Raw genomic sequence first — 24,160 nt, forward strand, 5'->3', positions numbered from 1 at the left:
AGTTAAGGCCAAATCAGCGCGCTCTTTATACGTTATGAATCTTGGTGACATTCTCGGGCCGGATAATATCGTGCCGGAACTGCGTGCTTCCGACAGATGGCAGGGTATTGACGAGCTTATCAATAATCTCGTCACCACCGGCAAAATCAAAACCGAACATCGCGACGCCATCGCCGCGGTCGTCAAGAAGCGCGAGACTTCCATGAGCACGGGCATCGGCTTCGGCATCGGCATTCCGCACGCCTCGACGGATTTGATTTACGAGGTCGTCGGCGCGTTCGGCCGGTCCAAGACGGGCGTTAATTTCGAGGCGCTCGACAACCAGCCGGTGAATCTCGTCATGCTGTTCCTCGTTCCCCAGGGCCAATTTCAGAAACATCTTCACACCCTCGCCAATATCGCCAAGCTTCTGCACAAAAAAGAATTTCGCCAGGCGCTCGAAGAAGCTCCCGATGCCCCGGCCATGTTCAAGATCATCAAGGAATTTGGCGGGAAGTGAGGATGGCTGCCTCGAGAATTTTTCCCGATCTCTTTTTGTGACGGCGCTCAGTGAGCGCCGTTCGCCTTTAAAATGTTACCGCATAAAGAAATTCAAGCGCGCCTGCAAGCCGCCGTCACCGCCGTTTTTCCCGGCGCGGATACGTCCAGCGTGCTTATCCGCCCCTGCGATCCCAAGTTCGGCGATTACCAGTCGAACGCGCTCATGGCGCTCGCCAAGGAACGCAAGCTGAACCCTCGCCAACTCGCCACGGATGTCCTCGTCAAGCTCGATGTCTCGGCGTGGTGCGAGAAAGTGGATATTGCCGGCGCGGGCTTTTTAAATTTTCGTCTTGCGCCCGCCGCACTGGCGGAGGCGTTGCAAAGCGCCTCTCGCGGCGAGCATCTTTTTTTTGAGAAGGCCTCGCACCCGCGAACGATCGTCGTGGATTTCAGTTCTCCCAATGTCGCCAAGCCCATGCACGTCGGACATATTCGTTCCACAGGCATCGGCGATGCCATCCAGCGCGTGTTGCGGCTGCTGGGACATCGCGTCATTTCGGATAATCACATCGGCGATTGGGGCACGCAATTCGGCAAGCTGCTCCTCGGCTGGAAACAAATTCTCGACCGCCCCGCGCTTGAGCGCGATGCCATCGCCGAACTCGAACGCCTCTACCGAATCATCAATGCCGAGTGCGACGCCCAGCCCTCGCGACTCGAAGAAGCGCGGCAGGAGTTGGTCAAATTGCAGGCCGGTGATGCCGAGAACATTGGCATCTGGAAGGAGATGATTCGCCTTTCGCAAAAACAATTCGACGCCATCTACGGCCGGCTCGACGTGAAATTCGATCACGCGCTGGGCGAAAGCTTTTACAATCCGTGGCTCGGCTCGGTCGTCGCGGATTTGCTGGCGCGCGGCATCGCCCGCGAGAGCGAAGACGCGGTGGCGGTGTTCAGCGACGGCTCGCTGCCGCCCAAGGAAGATCCCTTTCTCGTCAATCGCGATGGCGAATGGCTGCCCGATCCCGCGCTGGTGCGCAAGAGTGACGGCGGTTTTAATTACACCACCACCGACCTCGCGACGCTCGATTATCGCATTAAAGAATGGTCGCCGCAGGAAATCGTCTATGTTGTGGACGACCGGCAATCGGCGCATTTCAGAAAATTATTTTTGATCTTCCGGCGCTGGCGGCCGGAAGCGAACCAGACGAAATTGATCCACGTTGGTTTCGGAAAAATTTTGGGCGAAGACAACAAGCCGTTCAAAACGCGCAGCGGCGATACGGTGAAACTTGGCGATTTGCTGGATGAAGCGGAGGAGCGCGCATTTCAGACGGTGCAGGCCAAACAAATGGAGCGCGAAGAATCCGAGCGTTTGCCGGAGACGGCATGCCGCGAGATAGCGCGCGTCGTCGGCTTGGGCGCGATCAAATACGCCGACCTCGTGCCGAACCGCCAAAGCGATTACGTTTTCAGTTGGGACAAAATGCTCGCCTTGAATGGCAACACCGCGCCGTATTTGCAATACGCCTACGCGCGCATCCGCAGTATTTTCCGCAAGGCGGAATTGGATAATGCAGTCGCGGGTTCAGCGGTTTCGCTCAATGCGCCTGCGGAAATTGCGCTGGCGAAATACCTATTGAACTTTGGCCTCGTGCTCGAAGCCGTAACGGAGGAATATCGCCCAAATTATTTGTGCAATTATCTCTACGAACTGGCCGGGCACTTCGCGCGGTTCTACGAGAATTGTCCCGTGCTCAAGGCCGAGCCCGCTGAGCGCGCGAGCCGCCTGGCCTTATGCGATTTGACGGCAAAAGTTTTGCGGCAAGGCTTGGAGGCCCTTGGGATCCAGACTTTGGAGCAGATGTAATCCGGGCCGTGAAACCATGATTTAGTCTGCCGTAAAATGGCGGTTATGGCCGGTTACAAGGTTGAGATTTCCAAACAGAAGCACTGCCCCCGCCTTGACGTAACCCGCTTCATACCTAAAATACCTCACGATTGAATGACGCCCATCCAGCGACGGTCACTTTTAGATATGCGCTCCTTGGCATTCTGCTTTTTTTGTTTTGCGCGGGAGAAAATCTCTACGCCGAGCCCGTCCACGCCGGGTTTCTTTATGATTCCTTCGGTCTAACCCTCGCGCCCGGAGGCCATCGCACGGAGATTCTTGGGCCAAGCTATTACTCCGAGCAAAAGGATACGCAATACACCTGGGCGGTTCCCGTCCTCACGCTGGCGCACGTCGAGGACCCAAGCATCCAATACGAAGAGTTCGATTGGCTTTACCCGGTGCTCACCTATGACCGGTTCGGCGTGGAATATCGCTGGCAATTTTTCCAGCTCTTTAGTTTCGCTGGCGGAACCAACCAGGACGAGACCGGCACGCGACGCTTCACTCTCTTTCCGATTTATTTTCAACAACGCGGCACGCTGCCCGAACAGAATTACACCGCGGTCGTTCCCTTTGGCGGCACCCTCAAGCATCGCCTCTTTCGCGATGAAATTGATTTCGTCCTGTTCCCGTTTTACGCGAAGACGATCAAGAAGGATGTCGTCACTTACAACATGCCGTACCCGTTTTTTCATCTGCGCCACGGCGATGGCCTCCACGGCTGGCAAGCGTGGCCCATCACCGGGCACGAACATAAAGTGGATACGCTCAGCACGAATGTAGATGGCGAAGTCACGATCATCGGCGGTCACGACAGCCGGTTCGTCCTGTGGCCATTTTATACGCAATCCACGAACGACACCGATACGAACAACCCCTTCTGGCAGCAAGCGACGATTCCTTTCTATAGTATCTACCGCTCGAAGCTGCGCGACTCCACGAGTTGGGGCTGGCCCATCGGCGTGACGCATTCGATTGATCGCGAAAAAAAATACACCGAGTGGGACGCGCCGTGGCCGCTGGTCGAATTTTCCCACGGCAGCAAGATCACCAAACGCGTCTGGCCATTTTTCAACCAGTCGCACAACCAATTTCTCGAAGACGACTGGTATCTTTGGCCCGTCTATAAATATAACCGCCTCCATTCACCGCCGGTGGATCGCGACCGCACGCGCATCCTTTTTTTCCTGTATTCGAGCATCAACGAGAAAAGCCTCGACGACGGCCGTGTCTTTCACCGCCAGGATTTCCTGCCCTTTTATAACTATCGCCACGAGCTAAATGGTAATGAACGGCTGCAAATTCTTTCCATTCTCGAGCCCTTTTTCCCCAATAATAAAAGCATTGAGCGCGATTACAGCCCGCTTTGGTCCCTGTGGGTCAGCCAGCACAATCCCAAAACCGGCGCGCGCAGCCAGTCGCTGCTTTGGAACCTTTACCGCCATGAAAGCGCCCCCCAGGTGAAAAAAACCTCGCTCCTCTTCGGCCTTTTCCAGTATGAAAGCACTTTGACCGGAAAGCATTGGCGCGTATGCTATATCCCGTTCGGCAAACGTAACGCCCCGCCGGCGGAGCCATCGCCCCGGCACTGATCACGCGATTATTTATGTTTCAAAATCTTGGTGAGATGATGCTCCTCTTTTTGAGGACACTCCGTTCGATGCCGCTGGTTTGGCGTCAGCGCCAGAAGGTATTCGACCAGCTTTTTGAGATCGGCAATGCCAGCCTGCTCATGGTGTGCATCCTGTCGTTTTTCATCGGCGGCGTGCTGGCTCTCTTGACAGGCCCGGTGCTGGTCGAACGCGGCGTGGCCAATGCCGTCGGTGGTCTCGTCGGCATCTCCATGTGCAAGGAACTCGCCCCGGTCATGATGTCCATTCTTATTGCAGGCCGCAGCGGTTCCTCAATGGCGGCGGAAATCGGTTCGATGCGCGTCTATCAGGAAATTGACGCCTTGCGCACGATGAACATCAATCCCATCTCGTATCTTGTCCTGCCGCGCATGGTGGCCATTGCGATTGCGTTGCCCATCCTCGTGGTTTTCTCGGTGTTCGTCGGCTGGTGCGGGGGTGCGCTGGTCGCGGCGAACAATTACAAGATCGGCGTGTCCTATCAGCCGTTCCTGCAAAACCTGCGCGAGACGGTCGAACTCAGCGACGTCGCCAACGGCCTCATCAAAAGTTTCGTGTTCGCGCTGGTCATCGCGATTGTCTCCTGCCACCAGGGATTTCAAACCATCGGCGGACCGCGCGGCGTGGGCCGTTCGGTCACCAAGGCGGTCGTCAATTCGATCGTGCTCATCGTCATCCTGGATTACTTCCTCACCCGCGTGATGCTATGAACAACCCGGCCTCTCATCCCGAGCATTCCGCCGACCAGCAAGGCATCAGCGTCAAGGTCACCGGCCTGCGCAAATCCTTTGCCGGCCACGAGATATTAAAGGGCATAGATTTTGAAGTGCAGCCGGGCGAAGTGTTCGTGCTCATGGGGCCGAGCGGCAGCGGAAAAAGTGTTTTGCTCAAGCAGATCATCGGGCTCGACCCATCAGATTCCGGCGAGATACTCATTGACGGCCATCCCATTCAGGACGCAGCGGCGATGGATCATTATCGCACGGCGATGGTCTTTCAATCCAGCGCGCTGCTCAATTCGCTCACGGTCGGCGAAAATGTGGGCCTCTACCTGAGCGAACACCATCTCAAAAACCCCGGTGAGATCGGACGCATCGTCGCGGACAAGCTCAAGGCCGTCGGCCTCAGTGGCCACGAGGAAAAAATGCCCGCGGAACTTTCCGGCGGCATGAAAAAACGTGTGGCCATCGCCCGCGCGCTGGTCATCGAACCGCAGTTGATTCTCTATGATGAACCGACGAGCGAACTTGATCCCATTTCCGCCGTCGCCATCGGTGAAGAAATTCTGCGGCTGAAAAAACACATCGGTGTCACATCCATCGTCGTTTCGCATGACCGCGATTTGGCGTTTGGCGTGGCCGACCGCATCGCCGTCATCAACGCCGGGCGCATCATCGCCACCGGCACACCCGCTGAGATTTGCCGGAACCCAGACCCGCTCATCCAGCAATTTCTCAACGCCGATTTCAAAACTGCCATTCAGAAAGCAAAATTATGAAAAATTCCTTGGAAACCCGGCTCGGCATTTTCGTTTTTCTCGCCGTGCTGGCCGCGTTTGTCATCGTGGAGGTCGTCGGCGGATTTGATTTCTTCAAGCCCGGCTATCATCTGCGCGCGCGCTTCGCCAACATCCAGGAACTGAAGGTCGGCGATCCCGTGAAGATGGCCGGTGTGCCGGTCGGCCGCGTGGAAAAACTTGCCATCGTCGAAAGCAAAGTGGAACTCAGTCTGCGCCTCAATAAGGACACGCCCGTTCGCACGGACAGCAAAGCCGTTATCAAATTCGCCGGCCTGGGCGGACAGAATTATGTTTCGATTGATTTCGGCACGCCCGGTTCGCCGTTGCTTGAACAAAATGAATTGATCACCACCATCGAGCAGCCCGATCTCAACGCGCTCCTGGCCAAACTCGACGACGCCGCCAGCGGCGTTCAAAACCTTACCAAAAGTTTCACCGGCGATAAAATTGATAACCTCGTCGGCCCGTTCATTGATTTCATGAAACAGAACAGTCCGCGCCTCGCCGCGATTCTCGGCAACGTGCAAAACATCACCGGCCAAATCAATTCCGGCCAGGGCACGGTGGGCAAATTGATTTACGACCAGTCGCTTTACAACACCGCGTCCGTCGCCGTGACGAACCTTCAGGATGCCGCCGGTGAAATCAAGGCGACGGTCGCCCAGGCGCGCGGCATCGTTGATCAGGTCAACAACGGCCAGGGCACGATCGGCAAGCTCATCAAGGACGACCGCCTCTATACCGCGACCACGGATTCGATGACGAACCTCAAGGAGATTTTGCAAAAGATCAATTCCGGCCAGGGCAGCGTCGGCAAACTCGTCAACGATCAGGAGTTTTATAAAGACGCCAAGCTCTCCCTGCAAAAACTCGACAAAGCCACCGAAAGCCTCGAAGACACGGGACCGTTGAGTGTGGTCGGCTCCATCGTCACGAGTTTATTTTAAAGGCTTTATTAACTGCGGAGGCACGGAGGCACGGAGACGCGGACGGTTACTGGGAGAAGAATCCATAAATTGAACACGGACTAAACACCGATTAGGAAAATCCTTTTCCGTGTTTATGGGCTTGCTTCCTCCGCGCCTCTGAGTCTCCGCGGTTAAAATTAGTCTTGGCCTTATTCAAGGCTTGTCATTCGCCCGTGAATTGCGTTTAATAGAGTAGATTCATGCTTTTGCGTTTGACCATTTTGTGCGCCTGGTTATGCGTGTTCACGACCGGCGCACGCGCAGTTTCGCCGCTCGAATTCAAGCGCGCCATCACCGCCGGCACCCACGAAAGTCTCAGCGGCCAATTCATCGTTCACGATGCCCCGCCCGTTTTCGGTTACCTCGTGGACGTGGATCGTCTCACGAATCTCGTGCGGCTCGATCCTACCCTCCTTGCCGTGTCCATCGAGCGCATCAAGTCCGCCGTCCTTGAGCAACTCGGCACGCACGACCAATGGCGCGACCACATCGCCATTAATCTTCATCACATCCAGGGCAACGAACCCATCACCATCACACCATTGCGTTTCGACCGCGACTGGCTTTATCGCGTGGATGTTCCCGATGCCGTGGAGCGCCCGCAGTTGGTCTCCGCCATTGCGGAAGTCGTCCTGCTCGAAATTGCCAATCGCAGCACGGCGAAATCCGTCGAGTTGCCCGCGTGGTTCGTGCAAGGTCTCGCGCGCGAAATCCAATGCACCGCACAATATGAATTGGTCATTGACCCACCCAAACGCGTCGGCGGCGCCGATCCTTTTCGTTACGTCTTCAATTCCGGCCGCCGCGCCGATCCGCTCGCGCAAGCCCACGAAGAACTGCGCACTGTGCCGCCGCTCACGCTCGAACAACTAAGCTGGCCGGGCGATTGGAAATTCACCGGCGACGCCGCGCTGGCCTACGGTTGCAGCGCGCAACTTTTTTATCACGACCTGCTGAACCTGCCCAACGGCCGCGCCGCCATGCGCGCTTTTCTCGGCGAGTTGCCGCAACATTTGAACTGGCAGATTTCGTTTCTCACTGCGTTCCATAATAATTTTGCCAGCCAGCGCGAACTGGAAAAATGGTGGGCGCTCGATGTCGTGCAATTCACCGGACGCGACCTCACCCAAACCTGGCCGAGCGCCGAAAGCTGGAACAAGCTCGACCAAGTGCTTCGTCAATCAGTGGAGATCCGCTCCAACTTGAAAGACCAGCCGCTGCGCAATCAAGTCAGCCTCGCGACCATCATCCACGATTGGGATGCCGCGCATCAAAAACCCGTCCTCCGAGAAAAATCCCAGCAGCTCGCCATCCTGCGCGCGCGCGTTTCGCAAGACCTCGTTTACCTCGTGGACGACTACCGCCGCGTCATTGACAGTTACCTCAACAAAAAAGATTTCGGCGTTTATATCCCGCTGGGCAAAACGCTTACCCCTCCCGCACTCGACAATATCGCGCGCAATGCCCTGCAACAGCTCGCAGTCCTCGAAGCCCGTCGTGAACAACTCCGCCCCAAAGCCGCTCCCGCAGTCGCCGTCATCACCCGATAAAACGATTTTTCTCAACCGAGCAGTCAACTTTTAATGTATTGCACTCCAACGCTTTGCATAATTTTAATCAAAAACTTACTCTCCCTTCTCTTGACAGTCGGCCTCATGAAATTATAGTTCGACACGATGTCAAGCTACTCAGAGTCGGGCGGCGACAGTAAAAGCGGCGAACTCGCCAAATTGAACTCTCTTAAACAATTTCGCTCCGCCGGACGCGGCTTTTGGAACGCGGTTTCCGACGAGGACTGGAACGATTGGCGCTGGCAACTCAAGCACCGTATCAACTCCCTTGAGCAACTCCAGCGCCTCATGCCCACCCTCACCCCCGAGGAACACGCCGGCACGCTGCTCGCCGCCTCCAAACTTTCCCTCGCCATCACCCCCTACTTTTTCAACCTCATTGACCCGTCCGACGAAAACGATCCCATCCGCTGGCAAGTCATCCCGCGCATCGAAGAAACCAACACCGCCACCTGGGAAATGTCCGACCCTTGCGGCGAAGATTCCCATTCCCCCGTGCCCGGTCTTGTCCATCGCTATCCCGACCGCGTCCTGTTTCTCGTCACCGACCGCTGCGCATCCTATTGCCGTTACTGCACCCGCTCCCGCCTCGTCAGCAACGCCAGCGGCTACGATTTTCATCCCGAATTCGAAAAACAAATCGCCTACGTGCGCAGCCATCCCGAAGTGCGCGACGTCCTCCTCAGCGGCGGCGATCCCCTCCTCCTCAGCGACGACAAACTCGAATACCTCCTCGGCCAGTTGCGCTCCATTCCCCACGTGGAATTCCTGCGCATCGGCTCGCGCATCCCCATTTTCCTGCCGCAACGCATCACCCCTGCGCTCTGCGCCATGCTCAAAAAATATCATCCCCTGTTCCTCAGCATCCACAGCAACCACCCCCGCGAACTCACCACCGAAGTCCGCGATGCCCTCGCCCGCCTTGCCGAAGCCGGCATCCCGCTCGGCAACCAATCCGTTTTACTGCGCAACGTGAACGACGACGTCACCGTCATGCGCGCCCTCGTGCAAAAACTGCTCATGTGCCGGGTAAAACCCTATTACCTGTATCAATGCGACCTCATCGCCGGCTCCGCGCACCTGCGCGCCAGCGTGCGCAAAGGCCTTGAGATCATGGAAGGCCTGCGCGGCCACACCACCGGCTACGCCATTCCGCAATACGTCATAGACGCCCCCGGCGGCGGCGGCAAAGTGCCCATCAACCCTGAATACGTCCTCACCCGCAACGAAGACCGCGTCATCATCCGCAACTTCGAAGGCAAAATTTTCGAATACCCCGAAGCCACCGATGGAACCCCCCTCCTCGAAGCCCCCACCCAAATCGAAGAACCCGAGTTGGCTTGAGATCCATTTGAACCGCGGAGACACGGAGGCACGCAGGGAAGAAATGAAAAAAGCGGAGGGTATTGGCATTTCGAGAATCCCCTGCAGGCGGTTGCGATAAAAATATTTGGGCCACGGACGAAATATGAATTAAACACGGAAAGAAATTTTTCCGAATCAGTGTTCATTCCGTGTTCCATCCGTGGCTAATTCCCTTTTTTCTCTGCGCCTCTGCGTCTCTGCGTTAAATTCGTTGAACATTGACGCGTGCCACGCTATGAACTTCCCCACATTCTATGCCGCGCGAAACCCTTGAAGCCCTCCGCCTCCGCCTCGATAAAATCGTCCTCGGCCTCAAGAAAACCTATCCCGATGCCCATTGCGAACTCAACTATCGCAACCCGCTCGAACTCCTTATCGCCACCATTCTCTCCGCGCAAGCCAATGACAAACAAGTCAACCTCGTCACCGAATCCCTCTTCAAAAAATATCGCACCGCCGCCGACTACGCGAAGGCCGATCCCACCGCCTTCGCCGGCGACATCAAACGCATCGGCCTTTACCGCAACAAAGCAAAAAATATCCAGGCCTGCTGCCACAAACTTATTGAACTGCACGATGGAAAAGTTCCCGCCTCGATGGAACAACTCGTCGAGTTGGACGGCGTCGGCCGCAAAACCGCGAACGTCGTCCTCGGCAACGCGTTCGGCCTGAACAGTGGCGTCGTCGTGGACACCCATGTTGCCCGCCTCTCCGCGCGCCTCGCCCTCACCCGCGAAACCACGCCCGAAAAAATCGAGCAAGCCCTCATCAAATTGTTGCCCTCATCCGAGTGGACCCTCTTCAGCCACCTCCTCATCTGGCACGGACGCCGCCGCTGCTACGCCCGCAACCCCGACTGCGAGCACTGCGAGATTTTAAATCTCTGCCCGCGCATTGGCCTGCCTAAATTAACGGCCAAAAATAATTAAATCGCTCTCTGGAACGGTACGGCTCGCAAACTCACCACCGCACGGTAGGGCGGACCTGTGGTCCGCCGTCCCCTCAATTAATTCAAGTGATTATTCGCCGTGTTGATAAAATCCAGATTAAACCGCCCCGCCGATTTTCCAGAAACATTTCGCGATGCCCACACCGTCTCCGTCGCGTCCGATTCCACCACCGCCGGGATTTTTTCAATCGCCGTGCCAACGCCCTTGATGATTCCCGAAGTGTAACCATCATCCAGGCAATGAAGGAGCACCTCAAATTTGCACGACGTATTTTTTTCAGCAAAAAGATAAGCGCGCAGCAACGTCTCAAAATCCCGCGCGTCCGCTTTATTTAAAACCCAGCGCACACTTTCAGATAGATACGCCTTAGTTTCCAGGTCCTGGATGATCACTCTCATAATGATAATTCATCGGCAGAAACCGCAAAAAAACTTAGTAGGACAATCGGAAATTTTCAGGCGTATTTTACCCGCAAATATTTTTAAAAATGCGAAACGCGAAAAAGAATTTGCGAACAAAAAGTTTCAAAAATCACCACCATCATTGCCCATTCTCAAAAGCGAGAACCTCTCACGGAAAATTTCAGTGCCGCGCTAAGACTTTCGTGCCGCAAAACTCCCTCTCCTGACAATCTAGCGCATGGTAGGGCTGCGCTCCGCGCAGCCGTCCGAAGTCCCGCAGGGACGAAAGAAATTTGCCCACCACTTTAGTGGTGGGTCCTCGTCCCATTCAAATCAAGTCCCGGCAGGGACGAAAGAATCTTTCCCTTGGAACCAAAATTCGCACCCTTGCCCACCGCTTCTCATTAACCCCCGGCTTCAGCCGGGGGAATGAACGCCCCTCAAAAAACTATCCCGAGCGCAGCGAGGCCAGCCCACCAACCAACCAAGAGAAAAAATATTCACCACCGCATCCACCTTGCCATTCCCCCAATTCCGCATTCCGCATTCCGCATTCCGCACTGAAAACTTGAAACTTGAAACTGCAAACTTCCTCCCATTTTTAAATTTTAAATTTTGCATTTTTAATTCCCTCACCCCTCAATCCCCAAACAATTTTTTCAACTGCACCCGCGCCGCATCCTCCCGCGAATTCTTTTCATCCTTCGCCACAAAATTTTTCCGCGCGAACTCAAAAAATTCGCAAAACGTCCCCACCTGCTTCTCCGCCTCCGGTTCCGCGCGCCGGTCGCGGCATTGATGCGCCACCTTCGGATCGTAACTCACGCAATTCAGGCACACCCGCAAATCCGCCCCGCAGCGATGGCAACTCTCACTCCGCCCCGGTTGCCCCGCGAGCGTCCATTCCCAACCGCACCTGTAACAATGGCGTGCCGGCTGGGGCGCAGCGTTCGGTGTCGAATCAAAAATATTTGCCACAACGATGATTGACCAAAAATAATCTCAAAATCCAGCGAAGCAAAAACTTTATTTCAACCAAAACCATCCGAGCGACGCCCATTGACGAAACCATTTCTCAATCGGCGGCAACGCGCGCTCATTCGAAAAAATCTGCAACGCTCTTTCCAGCGTCGCACCACCGCGAATCGCCAACAGCAAATCATACTGCGCCTGCTCCAGCCGTTTATAATAAACCATGTTCTGATGCCGATGCACCGCGAGCCACACGATCTTCTTTTTCGGCAAACGCAACCGCTTCACGCGCTCGCGCCCCGGCATGTCCTCCACCGCATTGCTCGCCTCACCGCGCAAGCGCGTGTTCTCGCGCAACGCTATGAGAAATTCATCCAGCGGATAACCCAATTCAAGCAAGGTCAAGTGCGGTTGCAAATGCAGCCGTAACTTCGCGGCGTCGCGCCCCTGCAAATCTTCCAGCGTTAGCGGCGTCTTCGCTTCGCCATCGAACGCCTCGATGTGCGCCCATTCCAGTCGAGCGATGTCCCGCGCCAGTTCGCGATGCGCACCCGCCCAGCGCGGCTCGGCATCAATAAACTCCACCACGTGACTCCCCAGGTCGCGCAACGTGAACCGCGTCGAAGGATGATTCGCGAGATACGCCACCGCAAAATCGCGAAACCCATTTTCCCCCAGCACCGCGCGCACACCCGGAAAATCATCGTAAAAACATTCCAACACGCGCAGCCAATATTGCCGATTATAAATTTCCAGCCGCTCGAAGGAAGTGAGCCGGTCATTCGGCTTCATAAACTTCGCCGCCACTTTTTCTGTCGCGCGGCCGTCGCTCCACTTCGCGCGCATGCGCAACTCCGGCGTGAGCGGACGCATCACCGCCCGCGCCATCAGCCGTTGTAGCGCGCGCAGTTCCGCGGCCGTTTGTCGCTTACGCGGCGGCGGCTTGCGGACGCTGGATAAATTGGTTGGCCTTGAGCGCTTCACGATGAACTTCGTCGAACGACGGAATATGCGCATCCCACTCGAGCAGCGTCGCCGTCTGCCCGGTGCGCCGCACGGCATGAGCGTAGAGTTGCCACACCGGCTCAATCACCGCGTGGTCATGCGTATCGAGAATGTATTTTCGATATTGCGAATGTCCGGCAATGTGGATCTGCGCGACGCGTTCCGCCGGAATGTGATTGAGATATTGGTAAGGATCAAATCCGTGATTGAACGCAGAGACATGAATATTATTCACATCCAATAAAATGCCGCAATCCGCGCGCTCAACCACTTCCGTCAGAAATTCCCACTCCGTCATTTCCGAAACGTGAAACTCCGCGTAGCTGCTCACGTTTTCCACCGCAATCGGAACCTCGAGAAAATCCCGCGCCTCGCGAATTTTCCGCGCCGCAACTTTCGCCGCGGCAAACGTATAAGGCATCGGCAACAAGTCATGCGTGTAACGCCCATCCACGCTCCCCCAGCAAAGATGATCGGAAAGCCACGGCGTTTTCGTCCGGCGAACCAGTCGCTTAAGCTTTTTCAAATGCTCGCGGTTCAACCGGTCCGACGAACCAAAATACATTGAGACGCCATGCTGCACCACGCGATATTGCTCAAGAATCTGGTCGAGGATTTCCAGCGGACGCCCCCCATCCACCATGAAATTTTCAGAGATAATCTCGAACCAATCTACCACCGGCTTTTTGCGGAGGATATGCTGGTAATGCGGAATGCGCAGGCCGATGCCCACGCCATAATCCGTGAAGGCGTTAAAACGATTGGCGGGCATGGAGTTTACGCCTGAATTTTTACTCTTCTGTAACGGCGATCCCAAACCGCCGCTACGCCAAAAAATTACACGCCCTTGGCGGCTTTTTCTTTCTGCATCTTCTCCCAATTCTTGATGTCCTTGTCCGTGATGCTGCACGCGCCCTTGCCTTTGCAATCGTTCTTGAACTTGCATTTATGGTCGTCGTTCTTGCAACCGCCCAGGCCCTTGCAATCGTTCTGGCCCGAACAATCGTGGACCTTGGGCATTTTTTTCGCCGGAGCCACCTTGCCCGGCGCGGTGTTCGTATCGGCGCTCGAAGCGCGATTGACCGCCACGCCGCTGAGCAAACCAGAGATGGCGGCGGCAGTAATAAGAGTGCGAGTTGTTCTTTTCATGGGTTTTCCAATCGTTGATTTAACCATACTATAGAGCGCATGCGGGAGACTTTCGTTCAAGGAGAAAAAGGCTTCCTCACGCCGTGTGAAAAAGATTCGGCAAGACCCACAAATCTTCCCCAATGATGCACTAAATGAATTCGCGGCGAAAATCACTCACCCGAACAAATCCGAACCGTATAACGCGCCGCCGAACTGTCCGCCACAAAATGCACCGCCGCCGGCACATTCACATTTAACGTCATTAGTTGCGCCGGCGCGTACTTCCCCACGCGATGTCCCCGCGCGTCCTTGAAAATGCAATCCACCTTCACCGTCTGCGGCCGGTCTTCACGATCCCGAAGCCGCGCCGTCACCTCCAGCCGCCCATCCGGCGTCGCGCGCTCCTCAATCGCCGGGCATGCCACCGAATATTGCAAACGCGAATCCACCACCACCACCAGCGCGTGATCCTCCACGCCATTGACCGACGTGTTCAGCGGCACGTAACTTCCTGGCCCGCCCGTCGCGCAACCGCTGATTGCCGCCACAGCCACCATCGCCAATCCGCTAAAAAAAATGCGCATCACACCCATTCGTTTCCCCGTTGAAAACTTTTTTAAAACCCAACCGCCGGACGCGTCCCTTGTTTCGTGATCGTCTTTTCATCCTCCCAAACCGCCACGCCCGCATTCGAGCTAAGCGATAACTGGAACACAAACGACGATTGACGCGTATCCCCCGCGCGGTCGCGCACTTCAATGATCTTTCCCGAGAGCGTGTAATCCGGTCGGCGGCTGCCGACACCCTGATTCAACTCCTGCTGCCGCTGCATATCCGCCGCGATCGGGTCCGCCGGCCCGCCGATGCCGTAAGTCGTGGACGTCTGCACCTTCCCCGTGCGATTGAGCGCCACGCTGATTTTTTTCACCAGCAAGTCCGTGTCGAACTGTTCGCCCGTTTCATTTTGGATGCGGCTGATCGCCAGCAGCGCCGGTTGGCCCTGCGCGCCACTGCGCAATTTATCCTGGCTGATGTAATTGTCGTTCAGCGATTGCACCATCGCATTCGCCGCGTTGGCAAAGTCCTGGATATTGATGTCGCCCACCGTGGTCACCAGATGCGAGCTGTCCGAATTGACGTAATGCGCGTCGGTGCCGCAACCAGTGAGCAACGCAATGCCCAGCGCGGAAATCGCCGTGGAAACAAAAATGGTTTTTTTCATAAATTTTTTTGGTCGAGATTAGTTTAATTGACGGGATGCAAAAATTTCACGCGAAAATCCTTGGCGGTAATCGTCGGCGCGAGGGCCACGATCTCCTGCGTTTCACCGCCTTCAATGGTGCGGGAAATGGTGGTGTCCGTCGGCATGTGCATCGCCATGCCCGCCTGGTCGAACCATTCGATCTGATACGAGAACGTCTGCGTATCGCTGGTGAGGTTTTTCACCTCGATTTGAATTTTCAGAAAACCGGCGGGAGTGTCGGTTGTGTTCACGGCGATAATATGCACGTGATTATCCAGGTAAGGATCGGTCGTTACGCGTTTGTCCGGCAGCATCGCGCGCTGGCCGGAAGGCTGCGCTGGTTCCACGGTGTTCACCGAAGTGGTGCAGCCGGTGGCGAACAACGCGGCGCCCAGGGCGGCCGCCGCGAACGGAAGCAAGGGAGTTTTCATATTAATTCCTCAGTTTAAATTGACTCACCAATAAAGGTGTACCGATTCTGACGCAGCGGACATACACCACATTCACCGTGCCGGGCTGCACCATGACCTCGGCCGGCGGCGCACCCGGCGCGCTCAGCGTCAATCGCCGGTCGGCCGGCGTATTGATGCGCGCGACTTCAAAATCCTTTGGCAGCGTCGTCCACGAACGCGTATCCGCGATGTTCACCGAGGCTTGCGCCACCGCCGTTCCCAAACGCGCGATCAATCCGCCGATGGCGTCCTGCTGGCTCGCCGCCTGATTGATCGCCCAACCCGCCGCGCCTTTGGCCACCGTCGAGATCAGCGTCTTGGTGATGATGCTTGGATATTCATTTTTGAAATCGAGCGCCACAATCGCATCCATGTTCGCCAGCGGCTCCGCCGTTTCCTGCACGCCCGCGCCGCTGACCGTGAGATAACGCGGCTCCTCGTCATGAATGATCAGAATCGGAAACGCCGCGCCGACATACGACACATCGGAAAAAATGATCGGCACATCTATGCGCACCTGCCCGCGGCTCGGCGCCTCGCCCGTCTCAAAAATCACATACGTGCACGGCGCCGGCGCTTGTCCGCCGATCATCGCATTCACTTGCGCCAGGTCCTGCTGCACGAATTTATTTTGTCCCTCGACTTCGATCACGCGCTCCAAAGATTTATGCGCATGCTCCAAATCCGCGCCGCCCGCGCCTTGATACATGTAAAACAATCCGTCGAGATACACCGTGAAGGGATTCACGTAATCCGCGTAATACTTGAAATTCTCCGTCCCCTTCGTCGCGTTGGCGATGGCGCTGTTGAACGTCGGGTCGGCCTTCGCGCGCTCAATCGCTTCCTTGTCCTTCGCCGAATCCTCCGCCGACTTCGCGCGCGCGATGCGTTTCGCATTGTCCGCCACCGCGTCCTGCTGGCATTGATAAGCGCGAATCAATTCGGGCCGCGCGCGTTCGGGATCGGCGAGCGTGAGGTAATTCAACGCCTCGTAAGTGTGCAGCATGATCTTGTCGTACGGCTTCCCTTCGTACGGCAAATTTTCCTGGTTCGAAAAAATCGCGGCGGTTTCGTGCCCGGCCTTGACCTTCGCCTCCTCCTCGTATTGATCCATGCGATGGGCCGCCTCGTCAAAATGACGATTGCTCTCGCCGTAACTCCCCGCCGCGCGATACGCCGCGCCCGCTTCGAGATGCCACACGACCGCATCCGCCTTCCGCGCATCGTCCGCCTTCTTGCCGAATTCAGCGGCCGCCGCCGCCGGGCGGCCGTAATCCCAATTCGAGGTCATTCGCCCCGCCTGCTCGCGATAAGTACGGCAACCGGTGGAAACCAGTGCGACGAGCACCATGCTCGAACCCAACTGCGCAAACTTTTTCATGGACGTCCCCGGCGCAAACGCCGGAAAATAATCACTGCTCTTTCAGTTAATAAATGATCTAAATTGCCGTGTAGTGGCCCCATAATCTTATATCTACCGCACTTTCCCGGTTATACAACCCGGACTTGAACTATTAACGCGCCACTCGCTGAAGCACAAGGGTTTTTGGATGAACTGCGTCTTCCCGAAAAATTATTGTCACCACCTGAATCGGTCTGTTAGAAGTTTCGCATGGAAGCCCGCACTCCGATTAATCGCCGCATAAATTATTGGAACACCGCTGGGCGCTGCATCGTATTTCTGCTGGCCGCTTCCTCCATCGCCGCCCTGCTCGTGGAATTCTATCACCTTTGTTCCATGCGCTCTTTCACCCTGTACATTTTCCTCCCGGCGATGGCTGCGCTGTTCGCCTTCGCGTCGCTCGATTGCCTCAAGGGCAACGGCCAACTCGCGCAAGCCGTGTGGATCGGTATCATCGGCGGACTGCTCGCGGCGATTGCCTATGACATTTTCCGATTGCCCTTTGTGTTCTCGAAGGAATGGGGACTCCAGACCATCGTCCCACCGATGCAACTGTTCAAAGTCTTCCCCCGCTTCGGCGCGATGATCCTCGGCCAGCCCATCGAACAAGACCACTACGCGCTCCCCGCGCAACTCGTCGGCTGGGCATATCATTTCAGCAACGGCGCAACCTTCGGCGTGATGTATATGGCAATGGTCGGCGAAGGCACGCGGCGGCATTGGGCGTGGGCGGTGTTATTCGCGATGGGTCTCGAACTCGGCATGTTGTTCACCCCGTACCCGCAGATGTTCGGCATCGCCCTCACGGCGCGGTTCGTAATCGTGACCCTGATTGCACACGGAATTTTCGGAGTCGAACTGGGCCTCGCTGCGCGCTGGCTCACGCGTCAAATTCAACGGCTGACGAGCCCATCACATGCTATTACCTAAGCTAAGTGGATCTATGCCGCAGATCTGGCGCGGCAGAAAATCTACTTGTGCTTCCAAAAAACCACCGTCGTTTCAATCCATCAGTAGCGACAAAAAAATTGCAATCCCTTGTTTGGGGTGGCACTTTTGCGGCATGAACTTTCCTGTAGATGGGAAAAAGGCGACCCAAGCCGCCGCAAGGCTTATTGAAAAATCCGGAGGCCCGATAGATTATCTTCGTCTCGTGAAATTGGCCTATTTGGCGGACCGGGAAGCGATTCAGACCCGCGGAATCCCCATAATCGGCGGCCATTATTTTTCGATGCGCAAAGGTCCAACCATCAGTGAGGTGATGAATTTTGTTCAACAAAGAAATGCCCCGGAATGGAAAAGCACAATTTCCCCGCGGCATGGCAATGAGATTCGCCTGGAACGAACTCCAAAATCCGACGCTCTTTCCGAGTCGGAATTAAAAATCCTGGACGAAACGGTTTTGCGTCATCTCAACCGGACGACTGACGAATTGGTTGAGTGGTGCCATAAGAATTGTTCCGAATATGAACACACTTCCGCTTACGAACGAAAACCCATTCACGTTGAATCGTTGTTAAAAGCCGCCAAGAAAAGTCCAAGGCAGATTCAAAAAATTGTTCGCGAGGCAGCTTCGTTGGAAAGACTGGAAGAACTTCTTGCCTGATCGTGATTTCAAAAGGGAGCGCTTTCATTTGGGAAGGCCATGTCTGGTTCATATTGAGCGACCCCAAACGCCATTCCGGTCAGGTCCTTTGTGTAAATATCACAACCCTGGACGAAGAGTGTCCGGACGATGAATGTCTTCTCAATCCGTCTGATTATGGATGGATTAAACATGCCAGCGTGGCAGCATTTTCAAGAGCCAGAGTATTCAAACTGGTTAATCTGATTGAAGCCATTAACAAAGGATTGCTCAAGCAACCGGTGCCAAATTTAATTCCTCTGAAAACCATCCAAAAAATCATAATTTGTGCCAGGTGTTCGCGCGAACTTTCCGCTGACAAGAAAAAATTTCTGGATTAGTCCCGTTATCGCTGAGATTCGTGACAAAATCCCTTTTCGAGATTACTCTCTGCCGTCTGTTTCAGAATATGTTGCTTCCCCGGCGCGAAGCGGTTTAATTTTTTACGATGCTCGCTCGACGTGTCATTCCTTGTCTGGACGTCCATGACGGCCAGGTCACCCGCGGCGTCCAATTCGGCAAAGCCGAGGTGGGCGGTCTCCGCAACGTCGGCGATCCCGTCGAACTCGCCATGCGCTACAACGAACAGGGCGCCGACGAAATGGTTTTCTTCGACATCACCGCCAGCGCCCAGGGCCGCGCCTCGATGATCAGCGTCATCGAACGCACCGCCGATGAATGTTTCATGCCGCTCACCGTCGGTGGCGGCATCCGCACCGTCGAGGACATGTATGCCATGCTCCGCGCGGGCGCGGACAAGATCAGCATCAATTCCTCCGCGCTCGCCACCCCCGATTTGATTCGCGCCGGCGCCGAAAAATTCGGCAGCCAATGTATCGTCGTCTCGATTGACGCCAAAAAAGTTTCGCCCGAACGCTGGGAAGTTTTCAGCCACGGCGGACGCAAAGCCACCGGCCTTGAAGCCGTGGATTGGGCGAAACGCGCGGTGGAATTGGGCGCGGGCGAAATCGTTTTGAACAGCATTGATGCCGACGGCACGCGCGCGGGTTTCGATCTCGTCATCACGCGGCGCATCAGCCAATCCGTCGGCGTGCCCGTTGTAGCCAGCGGCGGCGCGGGAAATCTCGATCACATGGCCGACGTGTTGCTCGAAGGCCACGCCGACGCCGTGCTCGCCGCGAGCGTGTTTCATTACGGGACCTACACCGTCGGCGACGTGAAGAAATTCCTAGCGCAAAAAAATATTCCCGTCCGCCTGTAACGCATTCGCCTCACCCGCGGCGGCGATCTAAAACCGCCGAAATTGCCGAACGTCTCTTCTCGCGCTCCTTCAATCACCGCGAGATTTTTTTCTTTTCTGAATCCAAACCCGCACCTCGCCGCATCCCACCCACAGCAAACTCAACCCAACAAAACTATGAACCAAAATTCTTTCGCGACTTTTCTGGTCGAAGGCGCACTGGCGCTCTCATTAGTAACGGCGGGCGCGCTCGCACTTGCTGTGCATGAATATCAAACCCTCAGCGCCCACGCGGAACTCGATACGCAAGCCGAAGACCGCGCCATCGAGACGCTGCAATTTCAGCGCATGCTTCATTCGCTGAATGCCAATCACCCGGACGCAGTTCGACAAACCTTGAGCTTTCGCATCGCCGCGAATCTGGCGAACTTGCGCGACCACCCCGGCGGTGCTTCGGTGCGCGGCATGGCGAACCATCTGACGCATCGCATCCTCGACGAAACCCGGGACCATCCTGAAATCTATTTCGCCGCCGAACCCGCTGTGCGCGCTGAAGAAATAAAAGCCTGGTTCGCGCTCGATTCCTTTCCTTTGCTGACCCAAACCGCAACCGCAAAAAATAATTGAATCCAAAAAGACTGCTCAACGCCTCCCATTTATGCGACAAATGAATCCGCCCTTATCCATTATGAAAACGACTTGCCAACGACTGCTCGTTCTTCCCCTGCTTCTCGCGCTGACTGGCCCGCTCCGCGCCGAACCCGTTAACTCCGGCGGCACGGCCACCAACCCCACCGTCTTGAATGCGCCAGCGATGCCCACCCCGCCCACCCCTCCGGCGTTGCCAGAGAATTCCCCCGATTCCGACCACGTGCCCGTTTCCATCGGACCCAACGGCATCCATATCGGCGGGCCCTCGCCGGTGGATATAGGCATGTCGAATTTTCCCGGGACCGCTGGTCATAACGAAGAATTTTATTACGGTTTCGTTCTTCCAGTTTTGATCGTTGGAATCGTTTTTTTATTTTTAGCCTTTGTGATCGGCATGGTTCTTTATATGCGCTCCCGTCGCCACAAACTGCTCCACGAAACCATCCGTTCGATGATCGAAAAAGGCGTGCCCATCCCGCCGGAATTGCTGTCGTCCGGCGAGCGCAATGTCGCGCCGCGCACCCGGAGTGATCTGCGCACCGGATTGATGATGACCGGCGCCGGCATCGGATTATTGCTCTTCTATCACAACGCCAACAATCCCCCGATGGAGCGCGTCGGTTGGATTCCCATTTTGATCGGCGTCGCTTTTCTCATCACTTGGTTCATCGAGAAAAAGAACAAAAACAACCACGGCGGACCAACCATAAAATAGGTGTCCTTCTCCGATGCCGAACTCATCGCCCGCGTCCTTTCGCTCGAAGACCAGAATGCCTTCGGCGAATTGGTCCGGCGCTATCAATCGCCCGTGCGCGGTTTTCTCACCCGCATGGCGCGCGGCGACAGCCACCTCGCCGACGACCTCGCGCAGGAAACTTTTTTGAAGGCCTGGCAAAAACTAAAATCCTTTCGCGGCGAGGCGCGGTTCTCCACCTGGCTCTTCGGCATCGCCTTCAACGAATTCCGCGGCGAGGCGCGCAAGCGCAAGGAACTCTCCCACGATCCCGCCGAATCCCCCCACGATCCCGCGCAACCTTCTCCCGCTGCGGGCAACAACCTGCGCCTCGATTTGACCGAAGCCATGAAAGTGCTAAATTCAGGCGAGCGCGCGGCGGTTATCCTGTGCTGCCAGAATGGGCTGTCGCATGAAGAGGCCGCGCAGGTTTTGGAATGCCCGCTGGGCACGGTCAAGACCAACGTCCTGCGTGGGCGCGAAAAATTGCGCCGCCGCCTCGCTCTCGAATATAAAGATTATGCCAACGCCTGAAACCAACGACCCGCTCGACGCATTCCTGCGCGAGCACGAAGGCTACATCGAGGACGCCGGCTTCACCGCGCGCGTCGTCGAATCGCTCCCGCGCAAACGCCGCCTTTCGCCGCGCACGATTATTTTGCTCAGCGCGATTGCCACCGGCTTTATCCTCGCCGGATTGTGGATGCTCCCCTTGCGGGAAATCATCACCGTGGACCGCCAGGGTGCGCTCTTGCTTCTGTTCACTACTCAGTCGCTGATGTTGCTCGCGGTCGCGTTGCTGATCGGCGCGTCGCTGCTGTGGAGTCTTTACGCCACCTTGAAGTGGGAAGATTAAGACTGTTTCCAGAACTCAATCGCGTGGCGAAATAGTTGCAACCCCTGATCCCCGAGTTCGGCATTCACCCCGAGCGAATTACTGATCCCATCCACGCAACTCCAAAACGCATCGTTCAAAATCGGCACCTTCCAAAACAGCAACACCAAAATGAACAAGCCGTAATTCGCCGCGGGCCGTAATGTGTTTTGCCATTCACCCGGAAGCCACGGCTCAATCGCGCCGAAGCCGTCCAGCGGCGGCACCGGAATCAGGTTGAAAAGGATCGCCATGATTTGCAGTTGCAGCACAAAAGCCATCGCATAAGTCGCCACCTGCCCGGGATAATGCGGCATCAAAAAAGCCCTCAATAAAATCGTGACCGCGAGCGCGAGCAATAGATTCATCGCCGGACCCGCGAGCGACACCGCCGTTTCCCACCAGCGCGAACGCAATAAATTTCGATTGATATAAACCGCGCCGCCCGGCAGCCCGATCCCGCCGATCACCATGAACAACATCGGCAGCAAAAAACTCGTCAACGGATGCGCGTAATGGATCGGGTTCATTTCGAGATAACCCTTTTCCTCCACTGAAGTGTCCCCGCCGCGATACGCCACCCACGCATGACCGTATTCGTGCAGGCAAACGGAAAACACCCAGACCACCACCACCAGCAGGAAACAATACATGCCGCCAACTTGCCTGAAAATACGCCGCGAAAAAAGCGGGAAGTTCGAGTAAAATAAACCGAAATGTATTTCGTCTTTTGAATGCTTGCGAGTCTCCAATAAAACGAACTCGTTTGTTTCGCCCCACGAAACTCCGTTGATTTTAAATGACACGATTATAAACCAGTCGCTCCTAACGAAGCTCTGAAAGGCTTGCCCCCTCTTCATTGCATCTTATCTTCGCCAACAAACCCAACTCGCCATTCGAATCATCTTGCGATTAGAAGAATCCAACGAATTTGAAGAAGTCTAGCGCGTGAGCAGAAACGAAGCTCCGCCAGGAGCGCCATGTTTATAATATCGAACGCTGGATACCCAAGCTCCGTAGGAGCGGCATGAAGAACTAGGGTCTTTCAGCGGGCTTTAACCGAAACCAGACGCGTTCGAATACATTTGTCTTTCATCAAAAATCGGAGACATTTCTCACGCAATGAAAGTAATCGAAACCATCGCCACCGTTGATGATGAATTTTCCGAACAAGGCTGGACTAAAAACGCTGCGACTAGCCCTGCATTCGATTTTCTGAAAGACGAAGCGGAAGATATTTACACGCGCTCCGACGGCACACCATTCCGGCCACATCTTGCACTGCCCCCGAGGTAAAGTCTGTGCACGCCGCCGCAATCCCGCAGGGACAACTGATATCCTAGCGCATGGTAGGGCTGCCCTGCCGCGCAGCCATCCGAAGTCCCGCAGGAACAACTGATAGCCTAGCGCATCGTAGGACTGCGCTGCCGCGTAGCCGTCCCAAGTCCCGCAGGGACAACTGATATCCTAGCGCATGGTAGGGCTGCCGCGCAGCCGTCCGAAGTCCCGCAGGGACGACCGAACTTAGCCCAGCCATTTATGGCTGGGTTTTAGGTTGTATCCGATCAAGTCCCGCCAGGGACGAAAGAAATCGCCAATCCACCAAAGGCTCTCCCGCGTCAACGCACCCCGCCAACCGAACGTCCTCCGTCCCTCTCGCCCCACGCCGCGTGGGGAGAGAGCCGGAGAGAGGGGCCGTCTTATCTCAAATAACAAAGTCTAAATCACAACCTCCAAGTCCCGCAGGGACAACTGATATCCTAGCGCATGGTAGGGCTGCCGCGCAGCCGTCCGAAGTCCCGCAGGGACGACCCAACTTAGCCCAGCCATTTATGGCTGGGTTTGCATCCGTTACAAATCAAATCCCGCCAGCGACGAAAGAAATCGCCAATCCACCAAAGGCTCTCCCGCGTCAACGCACCCTGCCAACCGAACGTCCTCCGTCCCTCTCGCCCCACGCCGCGTGGGGAGAGAGCTGGAGAGAGGGGCCGTCTTATCTCAAATAACAAAGTCTAAATCACAACCTCCAAGTCCCGCAGGGACAACTGATATCCTAGCGCATGGTAGGGCTGCTGCGCAGCCGTCCGAAGTCC

General features: G+C 55.8%; 28 protein-coding genes. 18 read left to right on the forward strand and 10 right to left on the reverse strand.

Annotated features, from left to right (window positions below; all coding sequences use genetic code 11):
- Nucleotides 1-34: 34 nt before the first annotated feature.
- The 9 genes from VH413_15700 to nth all read left to right on the forward strand — a co-directional run bounded on the left by VH413_15700 (nucleotide 35) and on the right by nth (nucleotide 10,357).
- Nucleotides 35-499 carry a PTS sugar transporter subunit IIA gene (locus tag VH413_15700; protein ID HEX3800138.1) on the forward strand — a complete coding sequence of 155 codons (465 nt, stop codon included), beginning with the start codon at nucleotides 35-37 and terminating at the stop codon, nucleotides 497-499.
- 72 nt (nucleotides 500-571) lie between these two features.
- Nucleotides 572-2,350, forward strand: a complete 1,779-nt coding sequence (gene argS / locus VH413_15705; protein ID HEX3800139.1) for an arginine--tRNA ligase — start codon at nucleotides 572-574, stop codon at nucleotides 2,348-2,350.
- 131 nt (nucleotides 2,351-2,481) lie between these two features.
- A complete protein-coding gene (locus VH413_15710) occupies nucleotides 2,482-3,966 on the forward strand; it encodes a hypothetical protein (GenBank protein ID HEX3800140.1) in 1,485 nt (494 codons plus the stop codon).
- Nucleotides 3,967-3,980: 14 nt separating this feature from the next.
- On the forward strand, nucleotides 3,981-4,715 hold the full coding sequence (locus VH413_15715; protein HEX3800141.1) for an ABC transporter permease: 735 nt from the start codon (nucleotides 3,981-3,983) through the stop codon (nucleotides 4,713-4,715).
- On the forward strand, nucleotides 4,712-5,503 hold the full coding sequence (locus VH413_15720; GenBank protein HEX3800142.1) for an ATP-binding cassette domain-containing protein: 792 nt from the start codon (nucleotides 4,712-4,714) through the stop codon (nucleotides 5,501-5,503). The genes VH413_15715 and VH413_15720 overlap by 4 nt, the downstream gene beginning before the upstream one ends.
- Nucleotides 5,500-6,471 (forward strand): MlaD family protein, encoded by a 972-nt coding sequence (locus VH413_15725; protein ID HEX3800143.1) that lies wholly within the window; start codon nucleotides 5,500-5,502, stop codon nucleotides 6,469-6,471. The genes VH413_15720 and VH413_15725 overlap by 4 nt, the downstream gene beginning before the upstream one ends.
- Nucleotides 6,472-6,692: 221 nt before the next feature.
- A complete protein-coding gene (locus tag VH413_15730) occupies nucleotides 6,693-8,042 on the forward strand; it encodes a hypothetical protein (GenBank protein HEX3800144.1) in 1,350 nt (449 codons plus the stop codon).
- A gap of 126 nt (nucleotides 8,043-8,168) precedes the next feature.
- Complete coding sequence (locus VH413_15735) at nucleotides 8,169-9,407, forward strand: KamA family radical SAM protein (protein HEX3800145.1); 1,239 nt, start codon at nucleotides 8,169-8,171, stop codon at nucleotides 9,405-9,407.
- 275 nt (nucleotides 9,408-9,682) lie between these two features.
- Entirely contained in the window at nucleotides 9,683-10,357 is a 675-nt protein-coding gene (gene nth, locus VH413_15740) for an endonuclease III (GenBank protein HEX3800146.1), read from the forward strand.
- 77 nt (nucleotides 10,358-10,434) lie between these two features.
- On the opposite strand, the gene VH413_15745 is transcribed toward nth, so the two are convergent.
- The 9 genes from VH413_15745 to VH413_15785 all read right to left on the reverse strand — a co-directional run bounded on the left by VH413_15745 (nucleotide 10,435) and on the right by VH413_15785 (nucleotide 16,963).
- Nucleotides 10,435-10,776, reverse strand: coding sequence for a hypothetical protein (locus VH413_15745; protein HEX3800147.1), 342 nt, complete (start codon nucleotides 10,774-10,776; stop codon nucleotides 10,435-10,437).
- 642 nt (nucleotides 10,777-11,418) lie between these two features.
- Nucleotides 11,419-11,757, reverse strand: coding sequence for a hypothetical protein (locus VH413_15750; protein ID HEX3800148.1), 339 nt, complete (start codon nucleotides 11,755-11,757; stop codon nucleotides 11,419-11,421).
- Nucleotides 11,758-11,805: 48 nt separating this feature from the next.
- Entirely contained in the window at nucleotides 11,806-12,735 is a 930-nt protein-coding gene (locus VH413_15755; GenBank protein HEX3800149.1) for a putative DNA-binding domain-containing protein, read from the reverse strand.
- The gene (locus VH413_15760) at nucleotides 12,680-13,528 is read right to left on the reverse strand and encodes a DUF692 domain-containing protein (GenBank protein ID HEX3800150.1); all 849 of its coding nucleotides are present in this window, start codon (nucleotides 13,526-13,528) and stop codon (nucleotides 12,680-12,682) included. The genes VH413_15755 and VH413_15760 overlap by 56 nt, the downstream gene beginning before the upstream one ends.
- A gap of 65 nt (nucleotides 13,529-13,593) precedes the next feature.
- The gene (locus VH413_15765; GenBank protein ID HEX3800151.1) at nucleotides 13,594-13,905 is read right to left on the reverse strand and encodes a hypothetical protein; all 312 of its coding nucleotides are present in this window, start codon (nucleotides 13,903-13,905) and stop codon (nucleotides 13,594-13,596) included.
- 152 nt (nucleotides 13,906-14,057) lie between these two features.
- Nucleotides 14,058-14,471, reverse strand: coding sequence for a hypothetical protein (locus tag VH413_15770; protein HEX3800152.1), 414 nt, complete (start codon nucleotides 14,469-14,471; stop codon nucleotides 14,058-14,060).
- 32 nt (nucleotides 14,472-14,503) lie between these two features.
- Nucleotides 14,504-15,109: a penicillin-binding protein activator LpoB gene (locus VH413_15775; protein HEX3800153.1), complete on the reverse strand. Its 606-nt coding sequence runs from the start codon at nucleotides 15,107-15,109 to the stop codon at nucleotides 14,504-14,506.
- 23 nt (nucleotides 15,110-15,132) lie between these two features.
- On the reverse strand, nucleotides 15,133-15,561 hold the full coding sequence (locus tag VH413_15780; GenBank protein ID HEX3800154.1) for a YcfL family protein: 429 nt from the start codon (nucleotides 15,559-15,561) through the stop codon (nucleotides 15,133-15,135).
- Between the two features lies 1 nt (nucleotide 15,562).
- Nucleotides 15,563-16,963 carry a hypothetical protein gene (locus VH413_15785; protein ID HEX3800155.1) on the reverse strand — a complete coding sequence of 467 codons (1,401 nt, stop codon included), beginning with the start codon at nucleotides 16,961-16,963 and terminating at the stop codon, nucleotides 15,563-15,565.
- Between the two features lie 231 nt (nucleotides 16,964-17,194).
- Between VH413_15785 and VH413_15790 the strand changes: the two genes are divergently transcribed.
- The 8 genes from VH413_15790 (at nucleotide 17,195) to VH413_15825 (ending at nucleotide 22,049) form a co-directional block, all read left to right on the forward strand.
- Nucleotides 17,195-17,914 carry a hypothetical protein gene (locus VH413_15790; protein ID HEX3800156.1) on the forward strand — a complete coding sequence of 240 codons (720 nt, stop codon included), beginning with the start codon at nucleotides 17,195-17,197 and terminating at the stop codon, nucleotides 17,912-17,914.
- A 13-nt stretch (nucleotides 17,915-17,927) separates the two neighbouring features.
- The gene (locus tag VH413_15795) at nucleotides 17,928-18,590 is read left to right on the forward strand and encodes a Panacea domain-containing protein (protein ID HEX3800157.1); all 663 of its coding nucleotides are present in this window, start codon (nucleotides 17,928-17,930) and stop codon (nucleotides 18,588-18,590) included.
- 2 nt (nucleotides 18,591-18,592) lie between these two features.
- Complete coding sequence (locus VH413_15800; protein ID HEX3800158.1) at nucleotides 18,593-18,949, forward strand: hypothetical protein; 357 nt, start codon at nucleotides 18,593-18,595, stop codon at nucleotides 18,947-18,949.
- Nucleotides 18,950-19,056: 107 nt separating this feature from the next.
- Nucleotides 19,057-19,830: an imidazole glycerol phosphate synthase subunit HisF gene (gene hisF, locus VH413_15805; GenBank protein HEX3800159.1), complete on the forward strand. Its 774-nt coding sequence runs from the start codon at nucleotides 19,057-19,059 to the stop codon at nucleotides 19,828-19,830.
- A gap of 156 nt (nucleotides 19,831-19,986) precedes the next feature.
- Nucleotides 19,987-20,436, forward strand: a complete 450-nt coding sequence (locus VH413_15810; protein ID HEX3800160.1) for a hypothetical protein — start codon at nucleotides 19,987-19,989, stop codon at nucleotides 20,434-20,436.
- A gap of 61 nt (nucleotides 20,437-20,497) precedes the next feature.
- Nucleotides 20,498-21,175, forward strand: a complete 678-nt coding sequence (locus VH413_15815) for a DUF6249 domain-containing protein (protein ID HEX3800161.1) — start codon at nucleotides 20,498-20,500, stop codon at nucleotides 21,173-21,175.
- A complete protein-coding gene (locus tag VH413_15820) occupies nucleotides 21,176-21,727 on the forward strand; it encodes a sigma-70 family RNA polymerase sigma factor (protein ID HEX3800162.1) in 552 nt (183 codons plus the stop codon).
- A complete protein-coding gene (locus VH413_15825; protein ID HEX3800163.1) occupies nucleotides 21,714-22,049 on the forward strand; it encodes a hypothetical protein in 336 nt (111 codons plus the stop codon). The genes VH413_15820 and VH413_15825 overlap by 14 nt, the downstream gene beginning before the upstream one ends.
- Here VH413_15825 and VH413_15830 read toward each other — a convergent pair.
- Nucleotides 22,046-22,720: a site-2 protease family protein gene (locus tag VH413_15830; protein HEX3800164.1), complete on the reverse strand. Its 675-nt coding sequence runs from the start codon at nucleotides 22,718-22,720 to the stop codon at nucleotides 22,046-22,048. The genes VH413_15825 and VH413_15830 overlap by 4 nt on opposite strands.
- A gap of 469 nt (nucleotides 22,721-23,189) precedes the next feature.
- Here VH413_15830 and VH413_15835 point away from each other — a divergent pair, with 469 nt between their 5' ends.
- A complete protein-coding gene (locus VH413_15835; protein HEX3800165.1) occupies nucleotides 23,190-23,363 on the forward strand; it encodes a hypothetical protein in 174 nt (57 codons plus the stop codon).
- Nucleotides 23,364-24,160 lie beyond the last annotated feature (797 nt).

This window comes from Verrucomicrobiia bacterium, assembly GCA_036268055.1.
In the GTDB taxonomy this organism is placed as follows: domain Bacteria; phylum Verrucomicrobiota; class Verrucomicrobiia; order Limisphaerales; family Pedosphaeraceae; genus DATAUW01.